This is a genomic window from Synechococcus sp. MIT S9452, from assembly GCF_047304245.1.
Lineage (GTDB): Bacteria > Cyanobacteriota > Cyanobacteriia > PCC-6307 > Cyanobiaceae > RCC307.
In genome coordinates this window covers 2,093,818-2,108,789 of the sequence record NZ_CP138956.1, presented here as the reverse complement: position 1 = coordinate 2,108,789, position 14,972 = coordinate 2,093,818, and the positions used below count along the sequence as shown (strand labels likewise).

Sequence of the window (14,972 nt, the reverse complement as noted above, 5' to 3'; positions counted from 1 at the left end):
AAAGCAACGCCACCAATCCCGTCGGCCAAGCCGTCGAAACTCTGCTCGCCCGCAGCGTTCAGAGGATTCTGGACCAGGAAGCCACTGAGCTCCAACAGCAGAAAGTGCTTCTTGCCATGCGCGGGGACACCATGAGCCCTGAGATGGAAATGGCTGTCTTGCAGGCCTGCCAAATCCTGCAGGACACCACCGAAGAGCTGGCCTGTGAACTGATCAATACAGTTCTCATCCACACCGACAGCTGAGCGGTCCTGGCGCGCTTCAACCCTGAGCCTTGAGCTCAGCCTCCGTGAAGTTGTAGCGAACAGGATCACCATTGTTGTCGCTGCACTCAACCCAAAATCGCAGGTCGTCCGTGGTGCTGGTGCTGGCCACTTCCACCATGGAAATCACCTTGCAATCCGGATCGGCTGCAGCAGCGTTGGCCGCGAGCTGGCGGAAGACTTCCACCTCATCGAGCCGAGCGGAATAGCGGTTGATGAGGTCAGGCTCTTGGTCCTCGCTGTACGGAGTGAGGGCACCAGGCTTGATCGCCGCTTGATGCACCGGAGCTGAGGGCTTCTCCGGGGGACTTGAGATTTCAGGCGCAGGCTTTGGAGGATCTGGCGCAACGGGTGGAGCAGGATCTGTGGATTGGTTTGCGCAAGCAACCAGCAGGGCCAAGCCAGCGAACACCAGTGGATGGTGGATCCTCACAGGGTTTGTGCAATCCGGAGACACTGCATCATCCCGGTCAAGCGCCAGGGATGGAAGGGCCTCCCGGCCATTTCAGAAGAAGCTATCGAGCTCAAGATGCCTCGGCGTCATTAATTTTGCGCTGAGCTTTTTCAGCCTTGCGAATGATTTTCTGGGCCTCCTGACGGGTCAAGCACTCTTCGGCCTTTTGCTCAAGCCTGCGCAACTTCTTTTCCTGCTTAGACAGATCCACAGGACGGCGTCCGCTTGGATGTGGAGCATTTTATCCAACCTTTCCAGTGCTCGTTGCAGCACCGAACGGAACGTTCAAACCAGCGCCACGGACTGAGATCGGTAGCTGACAAGCTGTTCTTCTAACCCGCTATCAATCGTGGCTAGGACGGCCAAGGTTGCAGCTCGTTTTTGACCCCAGACACCACGGCGCTCAGAGATCTCAGCCACCTCGATCTAGTGCGCAGCGGCATGGCGCTTCAAGCCGTTGGCTCCCAAGGACTGAGCTGGAGCGACTGCGAAGAAGCCAGTTGGGTCACCTTGGCTGCGATGGTTGCCTACGACGAAACCTGGGTTGACTACCTGTTCAGGGAATCGGGGGAACTGCATCACCCGAGCGTCATGGGGCAGCACGGCAAAGGCCAACACCATTGGGTCGAATGGCGTGAAGAGGGTGTTGAACCCTTGGTGATTGATCCTTTGTTCTGCAAGTTTTTGGTGGATGGCTATGACCCCAGAGGCGTTGTTTGGGAGCTCAAAGCCTTGAGCCCTAGCTCAGCAGATCCAACGGCATAACGTCGATCGTCGGATCATCGGGGCAGAACGCATCGCGATAAGCCTCAGCCTCTGCTTGCGAGGGAAACGACGCGATCAGATGCCATTGCAACGAGCCCTCACATGCGGTGCCAGAGCTCTGGGCTACAGCCCAGGTTTGCTGATCCATCAGTGCCCCCTCAGACAGGGGAAACAATAGTTTTGTGGTTCACAAATTCCTGCATTCCAAGCCGGCCCAATTCACGACCAAAGCCGCTGTCTTTCATCCCGCCAAAAGGAACGCGAGGGTCACTTTTAACAAAATCATTGATTGCGATTGAACCTGATTCGATGCGCTCAGCAGCAAGATGCTGCGCATGGTCTTGCCGTGCTGTGAAGATTGCAGCCCCCAAGCCAAAGCGACTCTCAGCAGCCAGCTCTAAGGCGTGCTCTTCATCGCTGGCACGAATCAAACACACAACCGGGCCAAACACCTCATCATCAAAAGCTGGAGTGCCAGGCACAACTCCTTCCAACACGGTTGCTGGATACCACCAACCTGGCTGATCTGGAATCGCTCCACCACGGAGCAAGTGACAACCAGCAGCGATGCTGGCAACAACCTGGGCATGCACCTGATCACGAAGATCTTGTCGCGCCAATGGGCCAAGACGACAAGCTTGCTCTGAGGGATTAGCCAAGGGATAGGTGTCGAGCAGCTTTAGAACCTCACCCCTGAACGCGTCGTAAACCGCATCAACAACGATCAACCGTTTAGCGGCAATACAAACTTGGCCAGAGCAAAGCATCCGGCTTTGCACGCACTTTTGCGCCGCCAGGGCAATGTCAGCATCAGCCAGGACGATGTAAGGGTCTTGACCACCCAATTCGAGAACGCATTTTTTGAGATGAGTGCCAGCCATTGCTGCAACTGCGCGGCCAGCGGCTTCACTCCCAGTCAGGGTCACACCACGTACCAATGGATTCGCAATCACCCTCTCAATCTCAGAGGCGTGAATCGGCAAGTTGGTGAGCAAGCCAGCAGGAACGTCGAGTGATGCGAGAAGTTGGGCAATCGCTCGGCTACATCCAGGCACATTGGAAGCGCCTTTAAGAAGCATCCCATTTCCCACCATTAAGGCTGGAGCCAAGGCTCGGAAAACCTGCCAAAACGGAAAATTCCAAGGCATGATCGCCAAAATGACGCCCAAAGGCCTTGAGACAACTGAGGCGATTGATCCATCCAGTTGAATCTCATCGGCCCGCAAAAAAGCCTCACCCGATTCAGCGAAATAGCGACATACCCAGGCACATTTATCGATTTCAGCTTCTGCCTGAGCCAGGGGTTTACCCATTTCCCCAGTAATTAATCGTGCGAGGTCATCACGCTGATCCTCAAGCCGGCCTCCTAGGCACTGAAGAAGTTGAGCCCTCTGCTGGAAGCCAACAATCTCCCAAACTTTATGGGCCCGGTGACACCCAATAACTCTCGTATCGATCTCGTCGAGATCTAGAACCGGGTAGTGATCAATGGTCAATCCCGTTGCCGGATTGATCGCAACTAACGCTTCACGGAAAGTCATGGAGAGATTGCGCGACTCCGTGTTAAGCCATCCTGGCAAACAGGATCAGTGATGCGCATCGCCTAGTTGCCGATGTCTCCCTTGCACTCGACATCCAGCTGTGGCTGACTCGTGGTGATCGACAAGCACAGGCAGATGAGCGAACTGCAGATTGCCTTGAATCAAGTGGACGTCGCCATCGCTGAGCATCAAAGCCTGGTGGATGGCCTCTTTAATGACGGACATCGCCGGCTCTGGGAGACGGCCAGCCGCAAGCTGCAATCCCTGCGGACGATTCGCCGTGAATTACAAAGCGAATTAGCCGGTAGCAACGGTTAAGGTCTGAGCCACTGGAGCTCTGACCATGAACGGTGACTACACAGTGGCCATCTGGGCCACGATCGGTTTAACCGTGCTGTTCACTGTTCCTGTGGTGTGGCAGTTTCTGCAGCCCAACGACGACGATTTCGGCGACATCACCAAACGGCCGAAGTAAGCCCAAGCTCAGCGTTGCGCTGGTGATCGTTAATCCAAGTCGTTGTCTTGGAATTGCTCAGCCACGCTCAGCAATTGAGCCGTGCAAGCCCTCATGGCATCAGCCACGGCAGCTGATTGGGTGTGATCTTCAAGCCCAACAGTGCTTTCAATCGCGACGGCCACCAAGGCCTGCAACGCGTCAGCCAAGTCAGGGTTCATGGCTCAGATGTCAGTTTGCGCCCGCTGAATCTTTCGCTGAGCCTTCTCAGCCTTGCGGATGATCTCTTGGGCCTGATCACGGCTCACGCAGAGCTCAGCCTTCTCTTTCAGCTTGACCAGTTTTCGTTGCTGCTTCTCCAGGTTCAAAGGGATTTATTGATTAACGATCGATTAAGAATAGCGCAAATTGCCGTGCCCCACGCCCGCCTAGCGGCACGGCAACAAAAAAGCCCCCGCTTCAGCGGGGGCCATGGTGGTTCAGCCTTTGGGCCTGATCACTTGGCGTAAGACACGCCGCGGTAGGTCAGAGCTGGCTTTTGTTGATCAACAGCAGCCTTGGATTGAACGTACTGCTGGCCGCGATAGGTCAGGGTCATGGAAGGTTCCTCTGAGTCAGTCCAGGTCCCCGTTCCATGGCCTGGATCGAACTGCGCCTCGCCAAGCGAGGTGAACGTGTTTGTAGCGGTTGCTACGCCCATGTTTTATCCAGCGGGAACAACCCTCTGTCGTTCAGCTCGATACACAACGCAAAAATTGGCCACAATCGCCGAAACAGCACCATGCCCACCCCTTCTGGCGACCTTGGCTCAACAACGCTCGCCGAGCTGCTTGAACGTGAAGCGCAGGCCCGCAGCCATGACGGATCAGGGATCCAAGCAGCTGCGCTACTTGGGGAGTGGTCACCCCATCGGCTCTGGGGCAAGGGGGAACAGCGCGAGAGCCAAAGCCAAACCAAGCTGCTGCAATGGCTCAACGCCCGCCTCTCCATCAGCCGCGCTGAGGCTGATCAGCGCAGTGATTTCAGCATCTGCAACGCCGTCAGCCTGGGCCCCCTGAAGCTGCGCTTCAACGGACCTGGCTGGCTGCAGGGCAAACGGCCCTTACTGTGTTTTCGCTTCGAAATGCTCACCCTGGAGCTGGGCGAAAGAACCCTGCTTCAACGACCACTTCCAGCCCCCAAAGCCAAGCGAACACCGTTTTTTGCCTTGATCGCCGTCGAGCAGGGCCAATGGCTTGCCGCCAGGGGGCGGGGCGGCGGCTTGGCCCTGTGGAGCGCAACAAAAAACCCCTGACTAAGCAGGGGCAAAACGATTCAGTGGCCGCTGTAGCTCAAGCTGCGCGCCGTTCCTCAAAGAGCTCAACAACGTTGGAGCTGCCTCCATTGACCGACTGCTGCGCTTGGAACACCCGAGTCCGGTAGGTGTTGCCGCGATAGGTCAGCAGGCGGGACTGCCCTCCAAAAACTTTTTCACCGCTGTGCTGGCAAGTGCGGTACTGCAGATCGGACATGGGAGGAAGCGCCGGAGCAGTGGTTGTACGAGGCCAGCCTCTAACGAGGGAGTTCAGGCGAAAACACAACAGCAAGGCCTGATCACCCAACGCCCATGGATATCGAAACCAAATCTCAGCAGTGGCGTCACTGGCCCAACGCCTCTTGCCAAATAGACCCGAACGCCGGATCGCCGTTGCCGCTCAGCGGCGCTCCTCGTCGGTCAGGTATTCAGCAATGATCGGAGACTCCTTGCCGCTCTCGAGGGCCTCGATATCGCGCTTGATGTTGTCGATAAAGAGCTGGTTCCCGTTTTTCTCAGCCACCGCCAGGACCATCTTCAACTTTGACAATTGCTCCTCTTTGGGATCAACCATGGCGGGCAAGAAAGGCCACCATCATGGCGCCGCTGAACGCACAAAAGACAAAAAAAGCCCCGGGCTAGCCGGGACGTCTCGCATTGAAATCATCAAGCCAAGATCAATCGCCTTAAGGCGCCTCACTTAAACTTTTCACAATCAAGCACACTTGATGACATCAGCCTCTTTTGATACATGAATCACGATGAGCGCTGGTTGGTGATGGCACCAACAGACAGCGAGGGCATCTACCGGGAAGTTGCCACCTTCAGCAGCGAGGCAGATGCCACTGAGTTTTGCGAGCAAGAAGGTGATGGGGACTGGCAGGTGCTCGACGCCAGCGAGATGGATATTGAATAAATCAGGCTCTTAAGCAAAGAGGGTGGATCTATTGCGGTGGCTGGAAATTCTTGGGAATTGCCTTCAAGTAAGCCTCAGGTCCACTCAACTCCGAGTCCAAGCCTTGAGGTAACTCTGGCAATTCCATCCGAGGCTCGCGCCCCTCCAGCGCAGCCTTGAGGGACTCCACCATCAAGGGATTGCCCTTGTCTTCGATGGCAGCCAGAGCTGCCTGCAAACGCTGTTGGCGTGACACTCCACCAGTGCCATCAGTAACAGCAGTTGTTGTGGTGGCTGCTGCACGCACGCTGTCGAGTTGGCGCGCCAGGTTTTCCCAGAGCAAAGGCATGGGGCACTCTCAGGTCACTTCACACTAATGAACACCAATACCAGGGCTTGATCCCTCAGCATGGAGGCAAGCACAGGGGTGGATAACGGCTTAATGACTAACAAAGTGTTTCTGACCCCAGAGCCGGTTCCCCTGCTGGAAAGCCATGGCCAGAGCCTCATCGCGCTGGTTCCAAATCACGTGATCAGCGAACTGCAGCGCGATCGCGATGAGCAGCTGCTGCATGTGCTGGAGAGCGTGAGGCATCGCGGCGGGCAGTGCCTGCCCACCCCTTGGACTCCCCACGATGAGCAGTGCCATGCCATCGCACTGCAATGGAGTGAGGAGACCCGCCCCCACAGGCTCGATAGCAACTGTCAGCCCTTCAGTGGTGATGAGCTGCCTGCCCAAAGCGGCGAGCTGGTGCGGCTTGCCATGCAGCAAAAGCCCTATTTGCAGCAAGACGGGATGGGCTGCGGAACAGTGCTGCGTTTAATCGGAATTCAGTACTGCAGCACCCCATCAACACCGAGGGAGCCGAGCTTTGAAGCAGTTGCTGATCTATTTCGCCAAAGCGCCAGCAACCGCTCCACAGGTGAGACATTGCTGCGCTCACAATTTGTGGCGTCGTTTTTATGAGCTTCAGCTAAAGGGCTTATTCAGCAGCCAGAGCACCACAGCAAAAACCAGGGCAGTGATTGCCGAGTTGCGATTGATGCAAGCGATTTTGCCGGTGAGTGCAGCGCCATAGGCGGCTCCGTACACCACGCAAAAAATCACGGTGTAGAGCAGCAACAAAAAGGGATTCATCACAGACAAGGGCCAAGATGCCTGTCATAGCTCTGGGTTAGAGCTTGCAGGCACCCTCTGGTGGCAAGCCAGCCCACTGCAAGAGCTCGGGCCAGCTGCGCAGCCGCTCAAAAATCCAACGGTGGCCGTCGCTATTGCAATGCAAACCATCGGGACTGAGGCGGGCGAGCCAGGGTGCTCCAACCTCATCGCCATCCCACAAGCGCAAAAACGGCACGTCTTTCTCAAGGCAGGCCTCTTCGATCAAGCGATTCGCCCGCGCCACATCGCCATTGCCATACCAAAGGCAGCCGGCATAGGGCATGGCCTCTTCGTTCACAGGCGTCAGCCCCAGCACAAACACCGGAGCCAGTTGCACCGCTTGGCTGAGCAACTGCTCCCAACCAAACAGGAAAGCCTCAGGCTCCAATTGCAAGCGGCCATCGCAGCGACCCACTCGGGCGCAATCATTGAGGCCCACGCCCAACAACATCCCTTGGGGCTGCTGACGCCTGAGCTCTCCGCGCACGCTGAACTCCTGCTGGAGCCTTGCGGCCACCCGCTCAAGCCCATCTCCGCGTACACCGAGGTTGTACACCACTGGAGCCTCAGGCCTAGGCATCCAATGGCAGCGCAGCCGCTCTGCCCAGCCACCAGCCTCTAGATCACCCCAACCAAAGACACCGCTATCACCGAGTGCGATCAGCTTGGGGGGGACCTCCATCAGCACCAACTCGCGCGAGGGCTGATGTTACGGAGCCGAATCAATCCAATTGGATCTAACGCGCTGAACCACTGGCAGCGGGCTGATGCCAAGGGGCGGGCTGGGCCCGGCCCACCTCCAACTTCGGCTTGGGCGCCAAGGGCACATTGACCAACCGGGTTTGACGACCCTGCGAACCAGCCAGGGCCAGGTCTTCGCGCAGCGATGCAGAACAGCTCAACAAGCGCGACCAGCAGGGCAATTGCAGCGAGACCGGCTGCTGCAGGAACTGATGCATCCCCGGGCGGATCAAGTTGGCAAATTCATGCACCGCCAACTCTTCGCCATGGCGGTCGTAGGGCAAGCCATTCACGCTGGAATCGAGGCCGTGCTGACGCACGCGATCTTCACCAACGCGGCGATAGAGAACCTCCAAGGCGGGCACATGGGCTTCGGCCAAGGCCACACCTTCGTGCTCCATCAAGCCCCGCAGCACCGTGGAGAGAATCTCGCCGCACATGCGCTGCAAGCCCTCTTTGGGCGTGTTGCCCAGTTCTTTGTGCTTGTGATCAAACAAACCCAAATCCACCTGCGCAATCCGGCTGATGGCGACCTGGCGATAAACCTCTGAGAGCAGGCCCACTTCCAATCCCCAATCGCTGGGGATGCGCAGGTTCATGGCGAGATCGGTGGTGAAAGCGAATTCACCGGCCAAGGGGTAGCGGAATGCGCGCAGATAGCGCAGATAGTTGAGCTCACCCAGCATTCGCTCAAGGCTGACCAGGAGCGGATTCACAAATAAGCGCGTCGCGCGGCCCTGCAAGGCACGGGTTTCCAGCGACAGACGGCTGTAAAAGGCTTTGACGTAGGCAATGCCTTGGGAGGGGTCCAGCAGAGGCGCCAACATCCGCGCCGGGTACTGCGGGGAGAAGGTGCGGATGTCGGCATCAAACAGGCCGACCACCTCGGCTTGACGGGTGGCAACGCCAAGTCCCTGCCAAACAGCCCAACCCTTGCCCGGCGGGCCCATCACCTCGAGATTGAACTCTTTCAGCGAAGCGAGCAGCTCCTTCACCGCGGGCCCATTGGTCCAGTGCACCCGCACCGGGAACGGCATATCGGCAAAGAAGGCCTCCGCCTGCAACACCTCTTCAGCTGTTCCAGCCGAGAGGGCGATGACCAGCTCCTGCAGGCCATCGAGCTCACGCAACACCTCACGAATCAGCCCCAATGCCGGCCGGCTGAATTCCTCCATCAAACAGGGGATCAACAGGCTCGTTGGCCGCTGCTGCAATCCCTGACGCAACAGGCCTGCCGCATCAGCGTCGGTGCCGTAGTCATGGATGGTGGTGATGGGTCCCTGTTGGAAATCCACTCGATGGTTCGTGCGACAACAGCGAAGAGCTCATTTCTCCATACCGTGTAGGCAAGGAATGGAGCAGTGAATGCAGGGGAGTGCCCTACACAGCGGCCAATTGGACGCACTCCTAAGCGAGCTCTATCGCGATGAGTCTTCAGAGTTCATCCAAGAGTTGTCGTCTCAATTGCTGCAATCTCTGCAAATCAGCACAAAGCAGGGAGCACAACAACCCCGCTGGGATGCCAGCACCGCCGTTCTGATCACCTATGCCAACACCTTGCAGCGGGAGGGCGAAAGCGGCCTGGCAACTCTCAAGGACATTCTCAATCGCCACTTCAGCGCTCTCGATGCGGTGGTGCACGTGTTGCCCTTCCTCAAGGCCAGCAGCGATGGCGGCTTTGCCGTAGCCAGCCACAGCGAACTAGAGCCAGGCTTTGGCGAATGGACCGATCTAGCTGAACTTGCTGCAGGGCGAACGGTGATGGCCGATCTGGTCTTGAACCACGTCTCTGCCTCCCACCCCTGGGTGCTGCAATTCCTGCAGCGCAGCGAGCCTGGGAGCCGCTGCATCCTGGCCCCTGATCCAGAAGCCGGCTGGGCCAACGTGATTCGCCCGCGCAGCACCAGCCTGTTCACCACATTGGCCACCGATGAGGGGCCAAGGCCGGTGTGGAGCACGTTTGGCCCAGATCAACTGGATCTCGATTGGAGTGAGCCGCAGGTCTTGCAGGGCTTCAGCGAACTGTTGGGGCGGCTGAGCCGTCATGGGGTGAGCTGGCTACGCCTCGATGCCGTTGGATTTGTTTGGAAAGAGGCCGGCACCACATGCCTGCATCGTCCAGAGGCCTACACGGTGGTGCGCATCCTGCGGCAACTGCTGGAGACAGTCAGTAGCCGCGGCGTTGTGGTCACCGAAACCAACGTTCCCGAGCAGGAGAACCTCTCCTATCTACGGAGCGGCCAGGATGCCCATCTGGCCTACAACTTCCCTTTGCCCCCGCTGCTGGTGGAGGCCTTGATCAGCCGCCGCGCTGACCTGCTGAATCAATGGCTGGCGCGCTGGCCACAACTTCCGGCCGGATCGAGCCTGCTGAACTTCAGCGCCTGCCACGACGGCATTGGCTTGCGTCCACTCGAAGGCCTGATGCCGCCCGAGCGTTTGCATGAGCTGCTGGTGGCATGTGAGCGCCGCGGCGGTTTGGTCAGTCACCGGCGCCTCGCGAGCGGCAAGGAATCGCCCTACGAAATCAACATCAGCTGGTGGAGCGCCATGGCTGATGGCGGCGTGGATCCCTCCCATCTGCAGCTGCAGCGCTTCCTGTTGAGCCAACTGCTGGTGATGGCCCTACCTGGAGTTCCAGCGTTTTATTTGCCGGCCTTGCTCGCCGCCGCCAACGACATGAAGCAGTTCCGCAGCACCGGGCACCGCCGCGATCTCAACCGCCCCAAATTTCAAGCGGAGCGCTTGGAACGCCAACTCGCGGATCCCGACCAACCAGCCAGCAAGATTTTGAAACGGCTGCAGGCGGCGATGCAGCTGCGCAGCCAGCGGCCTGCCATGGACCCCGAAGCGCCGATGGAGCTGCTGAGCAGCGAGCGCAGCGATGTGGTGATCTTGAAGCGTGGAACACCAAGCCAAGCGCTCTGGGCCGTGCACAATTTCAGCAACCGGCGCGTGAGCTTCCCGTTGGCACGGATGCTGCAAGTGGACTCAGACACCACCACCTTGAGCTGGTCTGATGTGCTCAATGGCACGACGATCAGCAGTCCCTATCTCGAGTTGGAGCCATTCGCCGTGCATTGGCTGGAGCTGGGTTGATGACGCGCTGGGTGGTCACCGATCTCGACGGCACGCTGCTGGATCACAACTACAGCTGGGAGCCGGCTCGCAGCACCTTGGCCTCTCTGAAGCAGCAAGGGGTGCTGGTGATTCCCTGCACCAGCAAGACCGCTGAAGAAGTGCGGGCATTTCGCCAAGACGCTGGCCTGAGCGATCCCTTCATTGTCGAAAACGGTGGAGCCATCTATGGCAACAACGCCGATGGCAGCGAATGGGTGGTGCCTTTAGGAGCAGCCCACAGCATCTTGAGGCCGCAATTGGATGAGCTCAGCCATGCATTAGGCCATGAGCTGGTGGCCCTGGAAGATCTCAGCGCGGAGCAAGGCGAGGCTTTAACAGGCTTGCGCGGTGAGGCGCTCGCTTCAGCGCAGCGCCGCGAATGGAGCGTTCCCTTTCTCACAGCCCCTGAAGCCCTGCGCGAACCACTGCGGCAGTTGGCGGCTCAGCATGAGCTGCTGGTGGTGCAAGGCAATCGCATGAGCCATTTGCTCAGTGGCGGCAGCCACAAGGGCCGCGCGGTGGAGGTGCTCAAGCAGCATCTGCAGCAACCCGATGTTGCGGTGCTTGGGCTTGGCGATTCTCCCAATGATTTGCCGATGCTCGAAGCCGTGGATCAAGCCGTTGTGGTGCCCGGCGCCCAAGGGCCACACCCGGTGTTCCAAGAGGCGATCGCCAGTGGCCATTTTCAGTTAGCGCCAGCTCCCCATGGGGAAGGCTGGGCCTTAGCCGTTATGGCCTGGCTCGCCAACGCGAGCTAATAACGAAACAACAAAAAGCCCCCTCCGAGGAGGGGGCTTTCCGATTCAGTTGATCTGAACCGTTTGTTGATTCCAGATCAACCGATGGCAGGAGCCTGGAGAGCCACAGGGGCGCTCTCGGCAGCAGCCAGGTCGAGGGGGAAGTTGTGAGCGTTGCGCTCGTGCATCACTTCCATGCCGAGGCCGGCACGGTTGAGGATGTCAGCCCAGGTGTTCAGAACACGACCCTGGGAATCCAGGATGGACTGGTTGAAGTTGAAGCCGTTCAGGTTGAAGGCCATGGTGCTCACGCCAAGGGCGGTGAACCAGATGCCAACCACAGGCCAGGCAGCCAGGAAGAAGTGAAGGCTGCGGCTGTTGTTGAACGAGGCGTATTGGAAGATCAGGCGACCGAAGTAACCGTGGGCAGCCACGATGTTGTAGGTCTCTTCCTCTTGGCCGAACTTGTAGCCGTAGTTCTGGGACTCGCTCTCGGTGGTTTCACGCACCAGGGAGGAGGTCACCAGGGAGCCGTGCATGGCGGAGAACAAGCTGCCGCCGAAGACGCCTGCCACACCCAGCATGTGGAAGGGGTGCATCAGGATGTTGTGCTCGGCCTGGAACACCAGCATGTAGTTGAAGGTGCCAGAGATGCCCAGGGGCATCGCGTCAGAGAAAGAACCCTGACCGAAGGGGTAGACCAGGAACACTGCGGAAGCAGCAGCCACAGGGGCGCTGTAAGCAATGCAGATCCAAGGGCGCATGCCCAGGCGGTAGGAGAGTTCCCACTCACGGCCCATGTAGGCATAGATGCCGATGAGGAAGTGGAAGATCACCAGCTGGAAAGGACCGCCGTTGTACAGCCACTCATCGAGGGAAGCGGCTTCCCAGATGGGATAGAAGTGCAGGCCAATGGCGTTGCTGGAAGGAACAACAGCACCGGAGATGATGTTGTTGCCGTAGAGCAGGGAGCCGGCGACAGGCTCGCGGATGCCGTCGATATCAACCGGGGGAGCGGCGATGAAGGCAACGATGAAGCAGGTGGTGGCAGCCAGCAGAGTCGGGATCATCAGAACACCGAACCAACCCACATAGAGGCGGTTGTCGGTGCTGGTGACCCACTCGCAGAACTGCTGCCACGCAGAGGCGCCGGAGCGCTGCTGAATGGTGGTTTGCATGAGTCCGTGAGGGAATCAGTAAATAAGGCGGGAGCTCCGCCTCGCTGATTGTAACGAAAGATTGCCCAATGTGTGGTTTCTCTAAGGAGCGTCGGCTTGGCCGTAGCTCAATCCGGCGAATTGCCGCTCCACAGCTGCGATTTGCTCACCACTCAGCAGAGGGGGATCCCCCAGCAAACGGGCCTGCAAATACATCCGCGCCAAGGTTTCCACCTCAATCGCCAAGGCGAGCGCATCAGGCAGCGAGGCCCCCAAGGCCACCTGACCGTGATGGGCCATCAGGCAGGCACTCCGATCTTTTAAGGCCGCCAACGCCAAATCCGAAAGCTGCTGGGTGCCAAATGTGGCGTAATCCGCGCAGCGGATATCAGCTCCACCAGCGGCCACAACCATGTAGTGAAAGCTGGGAATCGCCAGTCCATGACAAGCCAAGGCGGTGGCATGCACTGAGTGACAATGCACCACGGCATTGGCATCAGGGCGATGACACAACAAATCGGCGTGCAGACGCCACTCCGATGACGGGCGCCGTTGCCCCTCAACCAGGGGCTCACCCTCGAAGCTGATCGCCACCAGATCAGGCGCTTCCATCTGCTCATAGGGCAGCGAGCTGGGCGTAATCAGCAGCCCGCCCTCAATGCGCAGCGAGAGGTTGCCGCTGGTGCCTTGATTCACACCACAGGCATTCATCTGCCGGGCCACCTCCACCAGCTGTTGGCGTTGCTGCTGCACCGGCTCGGCTTCCACTGCGCCCATGGCTAGCACCACAGCTGCGGCTGCCGCTCACCGGGCAAATACAACGGATGCAAGGGGGCCCCCTGGCGGCTCAGCCCAAGGCAATGCCAAGGGCCCAGCCGTGCGCGCACCGACTCGGCGCGGTTAAACCAGCCCCCTTTGGTGCCCCAAGCCGCCAGCACCAGATCAGCCCCATCAGCCAACTGCTGCAGCCACTGGTCGTTATCGGGGCCAATCGGATCACGAACACGCCGCAGCTGAGCTGGATCGCGGGCGCGCCAGGCAAACAAATTGGCCAAGCGCAGGCCTTGAAAACCCCAACGCTGGGCAAAGCCCATGCAGCGCCTCAGAGTTGGATCATCAACGCGAGCATCGGCCCGGCTGGGGTTGAGCCCTACCACCAACAGCTCGCCGCGGCCCTGACGCCAGCGCCGGCGCAGCGCGTAGCGATAACGCCCGCAGGCGCTCATCACCGCATCGGCCTCAAGCCACGGTTCCATACAAGCCTCGGAGGCCCGCTTCGCTGGCATCTGCCACACCGCGTTCTGTGATCAACGCTGTCACCAAGCGGGCTGGAGTGACATCAAAGGCTGGGTTGAACGCCGGGCTCCCCTCGGGGATCAAGGCGAGATCCTGAATGTGGCTCACCTCCCGCGGCGAGCGGGCCTCGATGGGAACCTCAGCCACTCCATCCCCCAACGTCCAATCAATGGTTGATGCCGGCAGCGCCACATAAAACGGCACCTGGTTGTCATGGGCCGCGAGCGCTTTGAGGTAGGTGCCGATCTTGTTGCAAACGTCGCCGCGGGAGGTAGTGCGGTCGGTGCCAACGATCACGGCATCCACCTGGCCGTGCTGCATCAAATGGCCGCCGGCGTTGTCGACGATGACCGTGTGGGGAACCCCCTCACGCCCCAACTCAAAGGCGGTGAGGCTGGCGCCCTGATTGCGGGGGCGGGTTTCATCCACCCACACGTGGATCTTGAGCCCAGCTCTGTGGGCTTTGTAAATCGGAGCCAACGCCGTGCCCCAATCCACCGTGGCAAGCCAACCGGCATTGCAGTGAGTCAGCACCTGAAACGGTTCGCCCTGGCGCTCAGCGGGGCGCGCCGCGGCCAGCTGTTGAAACAGCTTCAAGCCATGCTCACCAATGGCTTCGCACATCGCCACGTCCTCATCGGCGATGCGGGCTGCCTCCTGGCGAGCGGCTTCAGCCCGCTGCTCTGGCGGCAACGCGATCACTAGATCCCGCACGCGATCGAGCGCCCACTGCAGGTTCACCGCTGTTGGGCGGGTCGCCAACAACAAGGCATGGGCCGCCGCCAAGGCCGCATCACTGGGGTCGGCCTGCAACGCCAACATCAAGCCGTAGGCGCCGGTGACCCCAATCAAGGGAGCCCCACGCACCACCATCGTGCTGATCGCCGCCGCCGCCTGCTGGCAGCTACTCAAGGTTTTGGTGCCAAAGCTGTAGGGCAAGGCGGTCTGGTCAATCACCCAGACCGAGCGGCCATCCGGTTCCAGGCCAATCGTGCGCCAGGGGCGGCCATCAATATTCATCCGCGAAGCATCCATTGCACCGCTGCCATGCTGCCTGCCAACCGGAATGGCAATCTGCCCTCAGCGCTCCCGATGC

At 59.2% G+C, this 14,972-nt stretch carries 23 protein-coding genes; 9 read left to right on the top strand and 14 right to left on the bottom strand.

Annotated elements, in window-relative coordinates; translation table 11 throughout:
* Positions 1-116: 116 nt before the first annotated feature.
* Positions 117-245 (top strand): hypothetical protein, encoded by a 129-nt coding sequence (locus SIB46_RS11290; RefSeq protein ID WP_413296228.1) that lies wholly within the window; start codon positions 117-119, stop codon positions 243-245.
* A gap of 16 nt (positions 246-261) precedes the next feature.
* On the opposite strand, the gene SIB46_RS11285 is transcribed toward SIB46_RS11290, so the two are convergent.
* Entirely contained in the window at positions 262-546 is a 285-nt protein-coding gene (locus SIB46_RS11285; RefSeq protein WP_413296227.1) for a hypothetical protein, read from the bottom strand.
* 552 nt (positions 547-1,098) lie between these two features.
* On the opposite strand from SIB46_RS11285, the gene SIB46_RS11280 reads away from it, so the two are divergent.
* Complete coding sequence (locus SIB46_RS11280; protein WP_413296226.1) at positions 1,099-1,482, top strand: hypothetical protein; 384 nt, start codon at positions 1,099-1,101, stop codon at positions 1,480-1,482.
* Between the two features lie 158 nt (positions 1,483-1,640).
* On the opposite strand, the gene SIB46_RS11275 is transcribed toward SIB46_RS11280, so the two are convergent.
* Positions 1,641-3,023 carry an NAD-dependent succinate-semialdehyde dehydrogenase gene (locus tag SIB46_RS11275; RefSeq protein WP_413296225.1) on the bottom strand — a complete coding sequence of 461 codons (1,383 nt, stop codon included), beginning with the start codon at positions 3,021-3,023 and terminating at the stop codon, positions 1,641-1,643.
* A gap of 135 nt (positions 3,024-3,158) precedes the next feature.
* On the opposite strand from SIB46_RS11275, the gene SIB46_RS11270 reads away from it, so the two are divergent.
* On the top strand, positions 3,159-3,341 hold the full coding sequence (locus SIB46_RS11270) for a hypothetical protein (protein ID WP_413296224.1): 183 nt from the start codon (positions 3,159-3,161) through the stop codon (positions 3,339-3,341).
* A gap of 25 nt (positions 3,342-3,366) precedes the next feature.
* Entirely contained in the window at positions 3,367-3,498 is a 132-nt protein-coding gene (locus SIB46_RS11265) for a hypothetical protein (protein WP_255445387.1), read from the top strand.
* A 29-nt stretch (positions 3,499-3,527) separates the two neighbouring features.
* On the opposite strand, the gene SIB46_RS11260 is transcribed toward SIB46_RS11265, so the two are convergent.
* Positions 3,528-3,698 carry a hypothetical protein gene (locus SIB46_RS11260; RefSeq protein ID WP_413296223.1) on the bottom strand — a complete coding sequence of 57 codons (171 nt, stop codon included), beginning with the start codon at positions 3,696-3,698 and terminating at the stop codon, positions 3,528-3,530.
* A gap of 275 nt (positions 3,699-3,973) precedes the next feature.
* Positions 3,974-4,075: a DUF4278 domain-containing protein gene (locus SIB46_RS11255; RefSeq protein WP_413296222.1), complete on the bottom strand. Its 102-nt coding sequence runs from the start codon at positions 4,073-4,075 to the stop codon at positions 3,974-3,976.
* A 183-nt stretch (positions 4,076-4,258) separates the two neighbouring features.
* On the opposite strand from SIB46_RS11255, the gene SIB46_RS11250 reads away from it, so the two are divergent.
* Entirely contained in the window at positions 4,259-4,771 is a 513-nt protein-coding gene (locus tag SIB46_RS11250; protein WP_413296221.1) for a hypothetical protein, read from the top strand.
* 37 nt (positions 4,772-4,808) lie between these two features.
* Here the strand turns inward: SIB46_RS11250 and SIB46_RS11245 are convergent, their stop codons facing one another.
* Both SIB46_RS11245 and SIB46_RS11240 read right to left on the bottom strand, forming a co-directional pair.
* Positions 4,809-4,988: a hypothetical protein gene (locus tag SIB46_RS11245; RefSeq protein WP_413296220.1), complete on the bottom strand. Its 180-nt coding sequence runs from the start codon at positions 4,986-4,988 to the stop codon at positions 4,809-4,811.
* A 183-nt stretch (positions 4,989-5,171) separates the two neighbouring features.
* Entirely contained in the window at positions 5,172-5,345 is a 174-nt protein-coding gene (locus SIB46_RS11240; protein WP_413296219.1) for a hypothetical protein, read from the bottom strand.
* 177 nt (positions 5,346-5,522) lie between these two features.
* Between SIB46_RS11240 and SIB46_RS11235 the strand changes: the two genes are divergently transcribed.
* Positions 5,523-5,687 carry a hypothetical protein gene (locus SIB46_RS11235; protein WP_413296217.1) on the top strand — a complete coding sequence of 55 codons (165 nt, stop codon included), beginning with the start codon at positions 5,523-5,525 and terminating at the stop codon, positions 5,685-5,687.
* Between the two features lie 28 nt (positions 5,688-5,715).
* Here the strand turns inward: SIB46_RS11235 and SIB46_RS11230 are convergent, their stop codons facing one another.
* Positions 5,716-6,015 carry a hypothetical protein gene (locus SIB46_RS11230; protein WP_413296216.1) on the bottom strand — a complete coding sequence of 100 codons (300 nt, stop codon included), beginning with the start codon at positions 6,013-6,015 and terminating at the stop codon, positions 5,716-5,718.
* A gap of 60 nt (positions 6,016-6,075) precedes the next feature.
* Here SIB46_RS11230 and SIB46_RS11225 point away from each other — a divergent pair, with 60 nt between their 5' ends.
* Positions 6,076-6,633 carry a hypothetical protein gene (locus tag SIB46_RS11225; RefSeq protein WP_413296215.1) on the top strand — a complete coding sequence of 186 codons (558 nt, stop codon included), beginning with the start codon at positions 6,076-6,078 and terminating at the stop codon, positions 6,631-6,633.
* A 3-nt stretch (positions 6,634-6,636) separates the two neighbouring features.
* On the opposite strand, the gene SIB46_RS11220 is transcribed toward SIB46_RS11225, so the two are convergent.
* The 3 genes from SIB46_RS11220 to SIB46_RS11210 are packed head-to-tail and all read right to left on the bottom strand — an operon-like array spanning position 6,637 to position 8,861.
* Positions 6,637-6,804 (bottom strand): hypothetical protein, encoded by a 168-nt coding sequence (locus SIB46_RS11220; RefSeq protein WP_413296214.1) that lies wholly within the window; start codon positions 6,802-6,804, stop codon positions 6,637-6,639.
* Between the two features lie 37 nt (positions 6,805-6,841).
* The gene (locus tag SIB46_RS11215) at positions 6,842-7,507 is read right to left on the bottom strand and encodes a GDSL-type esterase/lipase family protein (RefSeq protein ID WP_413296213.1); all 666 of its coding nucleotides are present in this window, start codon (positions 7,505-7,507) and stop codon (positions 6,842-6,844) included.
* A 55-nt stretch (positions 7,508-7,562) separates the two neighbouring features.
* Positions 7,563-8,861 carry a glycosyl transferase gene (locus SIB46_RS11210; RefSeq protein ID WP_413296212.1) on the bottom strand — a complete coding sequence of 433 codons (1,299 nt, stop codon included), beginning with the start codon at positions 8,859-8,861 and terminating at the stop codon, positions 7,563-7,565.
* Between the two features lie 70 nt (positions 8,862-8,931).
* On the opposite strand from SIB46_RS11210, the gene SIB46_RS11205 reads away from it, so the two are divergent.
* Positions 8,932-10,665 carry an alpha-amylase family glycosyl hydrolase gene (locus SIB46_RS11205; protein WP_413296211.1) on the top strand — a complete coding sequence of 578 codons (1,734 nt, stop codon included), beginning with the start codon at positions 8,932-8,934 and terminating at the stop codon, positions 10,663-10,665.
* Positions 10,665-11,444, top strand: coding sequence for an HAD-IIB family hydrolase (locus tag SIB46_RS11200; RefSeq protein ID WP_413296210.1), 780 nt, complete (start codon positions 10,665-10,667; stop codon positions 11,442-11,444). The genes SIB46_RS11205 and SIB46_RS11200 overlap by 1 nt, the downstream gene beginning before the upstream one ends.
* 77 nt (positions 11,445-11,521) lie before the next feature.
* Here SIB46_RS11200 and psbA read toward each other — a convergent pair whose 3' ends face one another.
* From psbA to mtnA, 4 genes are all read right to left on the bottom strand, one after another.
* The gene (gene psbA, locus SIB46_RS11195) at positions 11,522-12,601 is read right to left on the bottom strand and encodes a photosystem II q(b) protein (RefSeq protein WP_011935857.1); all 1,080 of its coding nucleotides are present in this window, start codon (positions 12,599-12,601) and stop codon (positions 11,522-11,524) included.
* Positions 12,602-12,682: 81 nt separating this feature from the next.
* Positions 12,683-13,357 (bottom strand): class II aldolase/adducin family protein, encoded by a 675-nt coding sequence (locus tag SIB46_RS11190; RefSeq protein ID WP_413296209.1) that lies wholly within the window; start codon positions 13,355-13,357, stop codon positions 12,683-12,685.
* Between the two features lie 2 nt (positions 13,358-13,359).
* Positions 13,360-13,836: a DUF1643 domain-containing protein gene (locus tag SIB46_RS11185; RefSeq protein WP_413296208.1), complete on the bottom strand. Its 477-nt coding sequence runs from the start codon at positions 13,834-13,836 to the stop codon at positions 13,360-13,362.
* A complete protein-coding gene (mtnA, locus tag SIB46_RS11180) occupies positions 13,820-14,896 on the bottom strand; it encodes an S-methyl-5-thioribose-1-phosphate isomerase (protein WP_413297783.1) in 1,077 nt (358 codons plus the stop codon). Before mtnA ends, SIB46_RS11185 begins: the two co-directional genes overlap by 17 nt.
* Positions 14,897-14,972: the final 76 nt, after the last annotated feature.

Coding starts and splice junctions, on each gene's coding strand:
- SIB46_RS11215 (WP_413296213.1), bottom strand. CDS start 7,507: ATGGAGGTCCCCCCCAAGCTGATCGCACTCGGTGATAGCGGTGTCTTT.
- SIB46_RS11290 (WP_413296228.1), top strand. CDS start 117: ATGCGCGGGGACACCATGAGCCCTGAGATGGAAATGGCTGTCTTGCAG.
- SIB46_RS11220 (WP_413296214.1), bottom strand. CDS start 6,804: ATGAATCCCTTTTTGTTGCTGCTCTACACCGTGATTTTTTGCGTGGTG.
- SIB46_RS11240 (WP_413296219.1), bottom strand. CDS start 5,345: ATGGTTGATCCCAAAGAGGAGCAATTGTCAAAGTTGAAGATGGTCCTG.
- SIB46_RS11270 (WP_413296224.1), top strand. CDS start 3,159: ATGAGCGAACTGCAGATTGCCTTGAATCAAGTGGACGTCGCCATCGCT.
- mtnA (WP_413297783.1), bottom strand. CDS start 14,896: ATGAATATTGATGGCCGCCCCTGGCGCACGATTGGCCTGGAACCGGAT.
- SIB46_RS11225 (WP_413296215.1), top strand. CDS start 6,076: ATGGAGGCAAGCACAGGGGTGGATAACGGCTTAATGACTAACAAAGTG.
- SIB46_RS11235 (WP_413296217.1), top strand. CDS start 5,523: ATGAATCACGATGAGCGCTGGTTGGTGATGGCACCAACAGACAGCGAG.
- SIB46_RS11260 (WP_413296223.1), bottom strand. CDS start 3,698: ATGAACCCTGACTTGGCTGACGCGTTGCAGGCCTTGGTGGCCGTCGCG.
- SIB46_RS11255 (WP_413296222.1), bottom strand. CDS start 4,075: ATGACCCTGACCTATCGCGGCCAGCAGTACGTTCAATCCAAGGCTGCT.
- SIB46_RS11250 (WP_413296221.1), top strand. CDS start 4,259: ATGCCCACCCCTTCTGGCGACCTTGGCTCAACAACGCTCGCCGAGCTG.
- SIB46_RS11245 (WP_413296220.1), bottom strand. CDS start 4,988: ATGTCCGATCTGCAGTACCGCACTTGCCAGCACAGCGGTGAAAAAGTT.
- SIB46_RS11190 (WP_413296209.1), bottom strand. CDS start 13,357: ATGGGCGCAGTGGAAGCCGAGCCGGTGCAGCAGCAACGCCAACAGCTG.
- SIB46_RS11275 (WP_413296225.1), bottom strand. CDS start 3,023: ATGACTTTCCGTGAAGCGTTAGTTGCGATCAATCCGGCAACGGGATTG.
- SIB46_RS11200 (WP_413296210.1), top strand. CDS start 10,665: ATGACGCGCTGGGTGGTCACCGATCTCGACGGCACGCTGCTGGATCAC.
- SIB46_RS11265 (WP_255445387.1), top strand. CDS start 3,367: ATGAACGGTGACTACACAGTGGCCATCTGGGCCACGATCGGTTTAACC.
- SIB46_RS11205 (WP_413296211.1), top strand. CDS start 8,932: ATGCAGGGGAGTGCCCTACACAGCGGCCAATTGGACGCACTCCTAAGC.
- SIB46_RS11185 (WP_413296208.1), bottom strand. CDS start 13,836: ATGGAACCGTGGCTTGAGGCCGATGCGGTGATGAGCGCCTGCGGGCGT.
- SIB46_RS11230 (WP_413296216.1), bottom strand. CDS start 6,015: ATGCCTTTGCTCTGGGAAAACCTGGCGCGCCAACTCGACAGCGTGCGT.
- psbA (WP_011935857.1), bottom strand. CDS start 12,601: ATGCAAACCACCATTCAGCAGCGCTCCGGCGCCTCTGCGTGGCAGCAG.